We start from the raw sequence: 10,551 nt of genomic DNA, 5'->3' as shown, positions 1-10,551 counted from the left end.
AACGCGTTGGCCGGCTGCTCGCCGCACTGGCCGGCGCCCAGTCGGCCGATTCCATCATCGACGGTCTATCTCGTGACGGGCTGACTGCCGCCTCGTAAGGGGCGGCGACTGGGGCAGACTCGCTTCGTCCGCCTCGAACCAAATCCACCTTTGCTGTTGATGCTCGGCCTTGAGCCCGAGCGGGGCTTCCCTCCTTGGCCCTTTGAACTAGGTTCGGCTTTTGTCAGCTCCAGCAGGGGAGTGTCCGACTGCGGACGGACACGTGAATAAGTGATCCGCAGCGTTCTGCCTCGGGCATTACGCCGCCGGTCGGTGTGCCGGGTCGGCTACCCGAGGGTTTGTTGTCACCGCAAGGGATGCTACCTCCTGGATGGTGATGGTTGCGCCCCGGACAATGGTGTCCGGGGTTTTGGGCTGAACATGGTGTCGACAACAGGTGGGACCGCTTGCGGTTCCTGTTGGATCCGAGTTCGAATCTCGGTCAGTCCACATTTACCGTCGCGCTCGGCGCACTCTGGCGCGTCTCGTGGCGGTGGTCTGTTCCTCGTCCGCCTCTCCGAGGATGCGTACTGACGGGGTGAGCACGGTGACAAAACATCCTGCGCAACCAAAGACGTTTGGTGGGTGACAAAAACCGTCCGGCTCCGGCCGGGTCAGGAGCGGGCCCTGGGGCGAAAACCCGCACCCAACTTTTCACTATCGAGGAGGGCTCATGCCGAAGATCGCAGACAGGATCACGTTCTACCAGGATGCGGTCGTGGTCGACGGGCACGAGTTCCCGTGGTATTTGCATGATCGTGACATTGAGGTTGAGCGGCCGACTGAGGGCGTCAAGATTGTTTGCCTGCCAGTCATGGTTGAGGAAGTAACGTTCCGCAACGAAACGTTGCGCTGATGGCGCAGGGATGGAGCGGCAGCACCCGCCGCGAACGGCTTCCCGCAGACTGGTCGCCCCGCCGGGCGTACGTACTGGAGAGGGACGGTTTCCGTTGCCGGGCTCTTCTCCCGGACGGTCGACGTTGCCCTAATGAGGCCGTTGAGGTTGACCATGTCCTGCCGAACGATGACGACAGTTACTCGAATCTTCAGTCTTTGTGTGGACCTCACCACCAGCGGAAGTCTTCTGCCGAGGGTGGCCGCGCCGCCGCGGAGGCTCGCAAAAGAAAATACCGGCATCCGAAGAAAAGGCCGGTCGAAAAGCATTGGTCACCCCAGGAGGGTGATATTAGTTAGGAGGAATCTTAAACCTCCGTGAAGCAAATACCCAGGAGGTGTTTGAGATTCCTGCACGTAAAAAGCGTTCTGAAGAAAAAACGGGTCACCGGACTAAAGCCGAATTGGCGGTTGTTTCTCATGGTGAAATGCAACCGGTTAAATGGCCGCGGGCGAGAAAAACTTGGTCGTATGCGGTTAAAGAGTTTTACAATTCGGTGAAAGATTCTGGTCAAACGTATTGGTATCAGCAGTCTGATGTTTCTCGTTTAAGACTTTTCTGTGATGAGTTGGAGCGGTATAAAAGTTCTGGCCGGCAGTCGGCCATGATGTATGCGGCTTTGACTTCTGAAATGTCTAACTTGATGGTTTCGGAGTCTGACCGGCGTAAAGCTAACATTGAATTGCAGCATCCTGAATCGAATGAGGAAGAGGATGCTCAGGTTGCGCATATTGAGAATTACCGTCATGGCCTTATGGGTCCCGCCAGTAAGGCGGAATAGATGGCGCGTGTGTGTGAGTGGTGCGCCGCGGATATTTCGCATAAACGAATTGACGCCATATATTGCGACCGCGTCTGCAAGTCTCGGGCCGCGACTGAGCGGCACAATGCTAGGAAGTCTGCGGAGGACCGCTCTCGCGAGAATTCCGAGCGTTACCTGAGGGAACGCGAGCGTCGACTGGAGTATGCCAGGGCCTACTACTGGGCTACGGCAGAGTACCGGAGAGAGTATTCAAGGGCTTGGCGGAGGGCGAACCCTGAGGCTAGGCGCGCCCAGCGGCTGAAACGCGATTCTCTCAAGAAGGCGGCGGAGTGCCGCACGGTCACCGCTGATGATCTGAAGCGGATAACCAACCGCCAGCGGGGGAAATGCTATTACTGCCAGGCGGAGGCGGACCTTGTCTTCGATCATATAGTTCCGCTCGCCAAAGGTGGGCGTCACGCCATAGGCAATCTGGTCGGCGCGTGCGACCACTGTAACTCCCAGAAAAGTGCGATGCTCTTGGTCGAGTGGAGGCGCTTCCTTTTTAGAAGGGGGGTGTCTTTAACCCTTTGAGCAATGCGATTTACGACTACAATTTTGGAACTTGGAATCATAAAGCACTCGGCAATACGTGGCGAGTGCGCAGTGACGGCAAGTGGCATTTGCCCGAGAGGACTCTCGGCTGGGGAGTGCTTGGTTGGTGCTCCAGTTACCTGTTGAACGAGGATGGGAACCCTTGGAGGTTCACGCCCGAACAGGCCCGCTTCATTCTGTGGTGGTACGCGGTTGACAGCCGCGGTCGGTTCCTTTACCGGACCGGTGTTTTGCAGCGCATGAAGGGTTGGTTACTGGGGCAAAGACCCCGTCGCCGCTGCCCTGATTCTCGTGGAGATGCTGGGCCCGGTCAGGTTCTCCCATTGGGGCGCTGATGGGGATGCGGTGGGTAAGCCGCAACGGAATCCGTGGATTACCGTGAACGCCGTACGTCAGGACCAGACACGCAACACGAGTCTTGCCGTTCGGTGGATGGCGTCGGACAAGCTCATTAAAGAGTATGACGTTGCGGTCCAGTCCGAGCAGGTTACCGCCCTAGGCGGTAGGGCTCGCATACAGTTCTCCGCCTCCAGCCCCAGGGCGATGGAGGGTAACCGGCCGACGTTCAGTTTGCTCAATGAGACGCATCATTTTGTGTCTGGCAACAAGGGTCTTGACGTGTTCGAGACCCTTGAAGGCAACTTGACGAAGTCGCGTGATGGTGCGGCACGCATGTTGTCGATCACGAACGCGTATCTGCCTGGGGAGGATTCTGTTGCCGAGAGGCAGCGCCTTGCCTACCTGGAGCAGGAAGAGTTTGACCGTTTGTATCCGGGTCAACGTATTGGTGGCTCGATCTACTATGACTCGTTGGAGGCCGACCCGAAGGCGCCGGCGGATCCGCAAACCATTCTTCAGGTCGTGAAGGATATCCGTGGGGATTCGGTGTGGTTGGATCCTGAGTCGATTGTGGCTTCGTTCATGAACCGGTCGATTCCGGTGAGCCGGTCGCGGCGGATGTACTACAACCAGATCGTCGCCAAAGAGGACGCCTTGTTCGAGGAAGCCGAATGGGATTCGTGCCGTCTGCGGGACAAGGAGTTGCTTGAGCTGAAACCGGGGACCGAAATCGTCCTCGGTTTTGATGGCGGCAAAACTGATGACGCGACCGCCCTGGTGGCGAAACGCCTATCGGACGGCTGCGTGTTCCCGATCATGGTGTGGGAACGCCCACCGAAAGAAGTTGAACCCGATTGGGAGATCAACCGTGAAGAGGTTGACGCCTATGTCCACTACTGTTTCCGGACATTCAAACCTCTGGCATTCTATGCCGATGTCGCCCTGTGGGAGTCGTACATCGACTCCTGGAACGAGGCATATCGGGACCGACTGCTCATCAAGGCGCACGCAAAGTCACCGATCGGATGGGACATGCGCGGCGGACAGGCGAAGATCACCTACGCCAATGAAGCCCTCATGGACTCGGTCTTCACTGGAAAGTTCCTCCACAATGGGAACAAGATCCTGCGCCGCCACGCGCTCAATGCGCGGCGCCACCAGAACCGCTGGGGAACCACCTTCCGCAAGGAATCTCGAGAGTCCCCGCTGAAGGTCGATGGCTACGCGGCCTGCCTGCTCGCCGAAATGGCGGCCAGGGATCTTCGCGAGTCCGGCTCCTTGAGCCGGCGCACCGGTCACGTCTACGCCTACTAACCAGGAGTTCTATGCCCTCGACCTTAGAGGAAAATCTCGAACTCCTCCGAACCACTCTCGCAGAAGAACAAGAAGTCACGATGCAGTGTGACGACTACGTTCGCGGAGACCAGGTTAACCCCTACTCTCCCAACGAGTACGAGGAGGAGTACCGCGAGCTCGTGGCTCGCTGTAAGACCAACGTCATCCGCATCCCGCCTGTCGTCGTCTCCCAGGTATCGTCACTCGCCGGCTTCCGCCGTGTCGAGGATTACGACGAGTCGGGTGAGCCGATCTCGGTCCCGTTCCCGCAGGAATGGAAGGACCTCAAGCGCCAGCGCCTCGGTGTGATCGAGAAACCGATCTACCACGCAGCGGCGACCTACGGACAGGCGTTCGTCGAAGTCTTTGAGGGCGCAGATGGCAAGCCTGCGATCAACGTTCTCTCCTCCCTCAACACCGTCGCCCTGTTCGCCAACCCGGTCTCTGACGAGTTCCCCGAAGTCGTGTACGAGTTCGTGAGCGAACCGACAGACGACGAGCCTGGACAGGCCTGGGGGTGGGATGCCGAGAACAAGTACGACATCCGCACCGACGCCAAGGGCGAGTGGAGGATCGAGGAGGCCGCCCCCCACGGACTCGGTGTCACGCCGATTGTGCGCTTCCCCTGCTTCCTCGACACCGAGGGCCGGGTCACCGGCCTCGTCGAGAACCTGATCGAGGCCCAGGACAGGATCAATCAGACAGTCCTGGACCTGCTCACCGGCCAGGCATACACCGGGTCTCAGGTGGTTACCGCCTCGGGCGTGACGGGTGAGCCTGTCTTCGATGAGCACGGCCACGCCGTCATCGACCCGAACACCGGGGAGCAGGCGGTCCGTCCGCTCCAGGTCTCCAGCCGCCGGGTGCTGACAAGCCCGGACAAGGAAGCGAAGTTCGGCACGATCGGCGCCGGTGACCTCAGGTCGCTCATGGAAGCCCTCGGCAACTCGCTTGAGACGTTCGCCATCCTCGGCCAGATGTCTCCGTACATCTTCCATCAGGGCGGCTTCGACAACCTCAGTACCGACGCCCTCGCGGCCATCGACGCCCAGTTCTTCCGGCTCATCAATATGCTCCACGATCAGTGGGCGGAGAACTGGTGCTCGGTCATGCGGCTCTTCTCCCAGATCAACGGAGACGAGGCCGGCGTCAATGCCTGGGACTCCGAAGTCCGTTGGGCTGACTACTCGATCAAGACATTCGCTGGCGTCGCTGACGGCCTGTCCAAGGTTGTCGACTCGCTCGGTATTCCGAAGCGAGGCGCCTGGCAGATGATCCCTGGAGTGTCGGCATCGATGCTCCAGCAGTGGGATGAACTGAAGGCCAAGGAGGGGGAGTTCGGGCTGGATCCGGAGGACCCCGATGCCTACGCCGCCGAGATCGAGCAGTCCTCGAGAGAGGAGCTGAGTGGCGAAGAAATCAGAGATTGAGTCTCTGGAAATCGCCTTCAGATCAGCACAAGCCCGATTGGGCATAGCAGCAGGACTCCTTGCCCGTGACGAGTGGATGGGGCTTAGTCTCTCTGCTCCAGCCAAGGGGTCCTATGGGATGTTGATGCGGATTCTCCGCTTCATCCTCGGCATCCGATCCATGTCGCGACGACTCACGAAGTCGTACTACCGGCTCGCCCGCGGACTCGAAACCGGCTACACGCTGGACGAGGGCGGAGAGGACACCACCCTGAAGGATCTTCGGGGTGAGTTCGAGGACGACCTCGAACAGGTTCGCACGCTGAACTTCACCTGGCCTGACATGACGGCCGAGGAGAAGTACGCCGCTTCGGAAATGAAGAAGGTTTCGGCTGGCGACAAGGCGTCATGGAACCCCGGCGAACTCAACCAGTCCCTGGAGGACTGGCTGAGCTCGATCGTCGACAAAGACGGCAAGGTCAAGGGCGAAAAGTTCGACTTCATCGAAGACCGCATTCAGGATCTCGAGGACGCCCTGAAGGCGTTCCGGCCAATCCTTGGCGCAAAGGGAATTCGGAACCTTGAGACCAAGATACGAGCGCTTAAGCAGCGTTATGGCGACGACCCTGACCGCCTGCTCGCCGAAATCGAGAATGCGTTCCTCACGGTCCGCGACACACTCGCGGGATCCGTGGACAAGGGCGCCGTCGACTCGGGCCGCGAGTTCCTTGACGACATCATCGCCAAGGACAAGCGAGCAAGGCTGTATGCCCGCGGGGTCCGCTCGGACCCCTGCCACTTCTGCTCGATGCTCGCGTCTCGCGGCTTCGTCTACAAGTCGCAGCGCGCGGCACTCGCAGGAGCGCACGACAACTGCCACTGCTACCCAATCATCCGCTGGTCTGACAACCCGGACCTTCCAGAGCGCAACGCCTACTACCACCGCATGTGGCCCATCGTCACTGCCGATTACGACGGCAAGGACAAGGTCAAGGCCTGGCGGAGGTGGATCGCCGCGCAGCGCAACAAGCGCCGCGGCAACTCGTAACCAATTCTTACAACTCCCAGGAGGGGTTTCTTTATGGCAGACACCGACGCCAACACCGGCCAGGAGCCGACTGACGACCAGGACTCTGCAAGCGTCCAGACCGGCAAGATCACCGCGGGCAAGATCACCGAGGGGAAACTCACGGTGGGCGAGCCCTCTGATGGCGATGACGACGCCACGAACGACGAGCTCCCCGAGTGGGCTCGCAAGCAGCTGAAGAAGGCGAACAACGAAGCCGCTTCGTATCGCACTCAGCTGCGCGAGGTCCAGGAGCAGTTCAAGGACGCGAAGACCGAGGCTGAGCTTGACGCAATCCTCAAGCCGCTTCACGAAAAGCTCGACCAGTCTGAGGCTCGCAGTCGCGAGTTGGAGCGGAAGCTCATCATCAAGGATCACGGCCTCAGCGCCGATATGGCCGAGTTCATCACCGGCGACTCCCCGGAGCAGTGGGAGGCGCAGGCGAAGAAGCTGGCCGAGCTTGCAGCCGCCAGCAACTCATCTCAGTTCGACCGGGAGCGTCAGCTTCGCGGTCGCAACGGCGGTCAGCCGAATCGCGAATTCGATGCAGCCTCGACGGCGCGTCAGCACTTCGCCGCTCACCGCGACTAACCCCTTCCTCCCATAGGAGACATCTTTGCCTTATATCGAACACACCACCGTCAAGCCGCAGGATATCGTCGACACCGGCGTGGAAACCCTGCGGCTTCGTTCTGTCGCATCCAACCTTGTCACCCGTTCGGGCTTCGAGAAGTTCACGGGCCAGGAGGGCGACACCGTCAACGTCCGCGTTAAGGGCTCACTCCCCGTGCGCAACTACGCATGGCGCAACGACCGCACCGAGCCGCTGAAGACTGACGTGCTGAACGACACCGTCGTTCCCATCAAGGTCGAGCTCGATCGCAACTACACCGGCGTGAAGCTCATCGATGAAGCGAAGCTCTTCGACTGGGGCGGCGGCTGGGGCGACATCTTCGAGCGTCAGACTGACGCCCTCGTCAACTACAACGAGGCGAAGATCGCCGGCCAGGTCCTCAATGCACCCTATGAGGTCGTCCGCTACGTCAAGAACAGCGCGACCAACCTGAAGAACCAGGCGGACATCAACCGCGACCCGATCTTCAACGCCTTCGTCGACGCCAAGGCTGATCTCAAGAAGCTTCGCGCACCCGGCACCGGCTACGCTGCCCTCGTCGGTTCGACGTTCGCCGCCGAGATCCAGAAGAACCAGAAGCTTGTCACCGCCGAGGGCAACGGCGATACCGCCCTCGCTTCGGCGACCGTCGGCACTCTCGCTGGTGTGACCATCGTTGAGGATCCGCTGATGCCCGATGACGAGGCAGTCCTCTTCATCAAGTCGGCCTTCATCTTCTACAACGCGGCGCCGATCGTCCCGCAGTCGGTGCCCTACGGTGCCGCGACCGCAGCCGGAGGCTTTGCTCTCCGCTGGCTGATGGACTACGACACCAGCTTCGCGACCGACCGCTCGCTGTTCGACACCTTCGTCGGCTACGACTACACCAAGGATCTCATCGAGATCCAGGATGAGCTTGGCCGCCCGCATGTGTCGACCGAGATGTTCTTCACCCGCGGCGTGAAGCTGGTTCTTGATCCGTCGGGGAATAAGACCGACAAGGTTCCCGGCGACGGCAAGTCCGACACCCCGGGAGGTAACCCCGAGTCGTACCTGGCGCTTGCCTACAACAAGAAGAACATCACCGCGGCCGACCTTGAGGGCCGTCCGTTCCCGGGTGTTCTCGAGGTCCCCGGAGTGCTGCCCTCCGACGACGACCCGGAAGCCCCCTGACACCCCTTGATCCTTCTACTGGACTGACGGCGGGAGTTCCATGATTCCAGAACCTCTATCCAGCGTTACGGAGGTAGCCGCTAAGGCTGGCGAAGAGATTGAGTCCGCGCAGGACATCGCCCTCGCGGAGGCAATGATCGAGGCCGCTTCGGCACAGGTTCGACTCCACGGTCAGGCCTGGCCGGAGCGAGCTTCGGCACCGCACATCGCCCAGGTGATCGCCACCTCGGCGGCGGCGCGCGGCTACCTAAACCCGTCCGGCTTCTCGATGGAGCGCTCGGACTCGGTCACCCTCCAGCGAGCTGACATGTACGCGGCGGATGTTGAGCTGACGCCGAACGAGAAGGCAATGCTCAAGCAAGCCTCTAGCGGCATCGGGACCGTCTCATCCGTTCCGATCACCCTCGGCAGGGAGCGATTCATCCCGGCGTCGCAGGGGGTTTCGCGCAGCCCTTTCGGTTTCGTCCGTCGTCGGCAAGAGGCCGCCGCCGCGGTAGATGACGGGTACGAAACACCCATCCAATTCTTCCCCGAGGAAGACCCCAGGTATGGGACGCCAATGGAGAGAGGTGGAGGGTAGTGGCCAGATCACGTCTTGTTGACCGTGGCAACGAGGTCATTACCGTCTACCCCTCTATTGTTGCCACAGATTCTGACGGCAACCAGATCCGCGTAGCCGGATCAACCTCATACACGCGACGGGCATCCGTCGCTGAAGAACGTCAAGCCGATGCTGAGCTGCCAGGCCAGGTGTCTAACAAGGTGGTGAGGCTTGTGGTGCGAGACGCACCAGGGCTTGATTCTTACGCAGAGGTTTGGTTCCGGGGTGAGCGGTGGGACTTGGGTGGTCCGCCGCATTTCTCGAACGGGGTAAGCCGCGCCGTGCGGCATGTCGAACTGATTCTCCGTTCTCGGAGCAAAATGCCGAGAGGAGAATTGCGTGGTTAGCATTGAATGGTGGTACGCCCGTACCGGCCCGGAGCAGGTGGGCGAAATCGTTTCCTATTCGGTTCCAGTTAATGCACGGCTTAAAGCCGAGGCGACTCGGATTGCAGCGAATGCAAGAGTCATTCTTAACACTGAACCAAAAACCAGAACAGGCGATTCCCAGGTTGGAATTGAACATCATGACCTTGACTGGTATGTGACTATCACCGATAAAGGCATGGCCGCAAGTATCATCGACCAGCAGTTGGGTGTTTTGAGGAGGTCGGTATGACTATCCTCTACCCGGCATTTGGGCCAGTCCACAGGCTGGCTCTCGGTATTATCCGTGACTGGTTTGATGGGGTCAAACATGACGGGCGACCTGTGACTGTCGGTTCAAGAATTCCTGACGATATGTCAGAGTCGATTCCTTTTGTGATGGTCCGTGCAGATCGACGCTCAGGTAAAGAAGCCTACCGTTCAAGCGATGAGCGGTTCCTCAAAGCTTCCCTTCTTTCAATTGAAACTTTCACTTCCGGGGTGAATGCGGAAAACGATGGATACGACCTGCAAGAATCGTGCCGCCTAGCACTATGGAATGCTTGGCTTGAGCAGAAAACGATTCCTGATGGTGGGTCTATTTCTTCGATTGTTAGCTCTTCAGAATCCGCTCTCGTGTCCGATTTTGCTACATCTACTGGCGTGGTGCAGTATGCATCCCTGCCAAAGAATGCGGCCAGGACTGAGGCGATCTACCAATTGTTTGTTCGGCCACCCGAACAGGCGACAATCGCTAACCCGTTCATCCCTAGCAGATACCGCTAGGAGACAACTTGGCTCTCAATAATGAAGCCGTCCTCAAGATCTCTACCGCCCACTTCTATACCGCCCCCGTTGACACCCCGATTCCATCGGGCGGAACCGTCTCGGCTGCATGGGAAGAGATGGGGCATACCCCCCTCACCGACATTCTCGCAATCGCCTTTGAAGGCGGGGACGTGACGACTCTCGGTTCGCTCCAGAATCCGGAGCTTCGCACCGCGCGCACTCCGCGCACGGCGACCGTGAACATGTCGATCCTCCAGTGGGACCTCCCCGGTCGGAGGCTCTTCCTGGGCTCGAACGCGATGCAGGATTCAGCGGGCCGCCTCGGCCCGGCGGCCAACCCCACTCCCACGAAGACGGCCGTCTACATCCTCATTGAGGACGGCGACAACTATATGGACATCGTCTTCCCGTCGACGGAGATCATCGGCGCGGGTGACCTCGCGCTGGCAGATACCGAGTCCCTGGCCGCCCTTCCTCTGGCGATCACCCCGCTGCGCAAGGACGCGAATACTGCCCCGTTCTACGTCGGCGGGCTCCAGCCGCGCGAACTTCCGGACGAGGGCTGACCCC

General features: G+C 59.8%; 12 protein-coding genes. All 12 read left to right on the top strand.

Going from position 1 to position 10,551, the window contains the following annotated elements:
- Positions 1-712 precede the first annotated feature (712 nt).
- The 12 genes from ABD154_RS17800 to ABD154_RS17750 all read left to right on the top strand — a co-directional run bounded on the left by ABD154_RS17800 (position 713) and on the right by ABD154_RS17750 (position 10,547).
- Positions 713-895, top strand: coding sequence for a hypothetical protein (locus tag ABD154_RS17800; RefSeq protein WP_344251841.1), 183 nt, complete (start codon positions 713-715; stop codon positions 893-895).
- A gap of 376 nt (positions 896-1,271) precedes the next feature.
- A complete protein-coding gene (locus tag ABD154_RS17795; protein WP_344251839.1) occupies positions 1,272-1,715 on the top strand; it encodes a phage terminase small subunit in 444 nt (147 codons plus the stop codon).
- Positions 1,716-2,270, top strand: a complete 555-nt coding sequence (locus tag ABD154_RS18035; protein ID WP_425546746.1) for an HNH endonuclease — start codon at positions 1,716-1,718, stop codon at positions 2,268-2,270.
- A gap of 312 nt (positions 2,271-2,582) precedes the next feature.
- Positions 2,583-3,944 (top strand): hypothetical protein, encoded by a 1,362-nt coding sequence (locus tag ABD154_RS17790; RefSeq protein ID WP_344251838.1) that lies wholly within the window; start codon positions 2,583-2,585, stop codon positions 3,942-3,944.
- Positions 3,945-3,955: 11 nt separating this feature from the next.
- Complete coding sequence (locus ABD154_RS17785; RefSeq protein ID WP_344251837.1) at positions 3,956-5,395, top strand: phage portal protein; 1,440 nt, start codon at positions 3,956-3,958, stop codon at positions 5,393-5,395.
- Positions 5,373-6,422 (top strand): VG15 protein, encoded by a 1,050-nt coding sequence (locus tag ABD154_RS17780; RefSeq protein ID WP_344251836.1) that lies wholly within the window; start codon positions 5,373-5,375, stop codon positions 6,420-6,422. The genes ABD154_RS17785 and ABD154_RS17780 overlap by 23 nt, the downstream gene beginning before the upstream one ends.
- Before the next feature lie 33 nt (positions 6,423-6,455).
- Entirely contained in the window at positions 6,456-7,031 is a 576-nt protein-coding gene (locus ABD154_RS17775) for a hypothetical protein (protein WP_344251835.1), read from the top strand.
- A gap of 25 nt (positions 7,032-7,056) precedes the next feature.
- Positions 7,057-8,226 (top strand): major capsid protein, encoded by a 1,170-nt coding sequence (locus ABD154_RS17770; RefSeq protein ID WP_344251834.1) that lies wholly within the window; start codon positions 7,057-7,059, stop codon positions 8,224-8,226.
- A gap of 40 nt (positions 8,227-8,266) precedes the next feature.
- Positions 8,267-8,806, top strand: coding sequence for a hypothetical protein (locus tag ABD154_RS17765; RefSeq protein ID WP_344251833.1), 540 nt, complete (start codon positions 8,267-8,269; stop codon positions 8,804-8,806).
- 360 nt (positions 8,807-9,166) lie between these two features.
- On the top strand, positions 9,167-9,445 hold the full coding sequence (locus ABD154_RS17760) for a hypothetical protein (protein ID WP_344251832.1): 279 nt from the start codon (positions 9,167-9,169) through the stop codon (positions 9,443-9,445).
- Complete coding sequence (locus ABD154_RS17755; RefSeq protein ID WP_344251831.1) at positions 9,442-9,978, top strand: hypothetical protein; 537 nt, start codon at positions 9,442-9,444, stop codon at positions 9,976-9,978. The genes ABD154_RS17760 and ABD154_RS17755 overlap by 4 nt, the downstream gene beginning before the upstream one ends.
- An 8-nt stretch (positions 9,979-9,986) precedes the next feature.
- Entirely contained in the window at positions 9,987-10,547 is a 561-nt protein-coding gene (locus tag ABD154_RS17750; RefSeq protein WP_486303280.1) for a phage tail tube protein, read from the top strand.
- Positions 10,548-10,551 lie beyond the last annotated feature (4 nt).

It is taken from the genome of Brevibacterium sanguinis, from assembly GCF_039528855.1.
In the GTDB taxonomy this organism is placed as follows: domain Bacteria; phylum Actinomycetota; class Actinomycetes; order Actinomycetales; family Brevibacteriaceae; genus Brevibacterium; species Brevibacterium sanguinis.
Note: the sequence above shows the minus strand (reverse complement) of the source record. Positions and strands in the feature narration are given on the sequence as shown.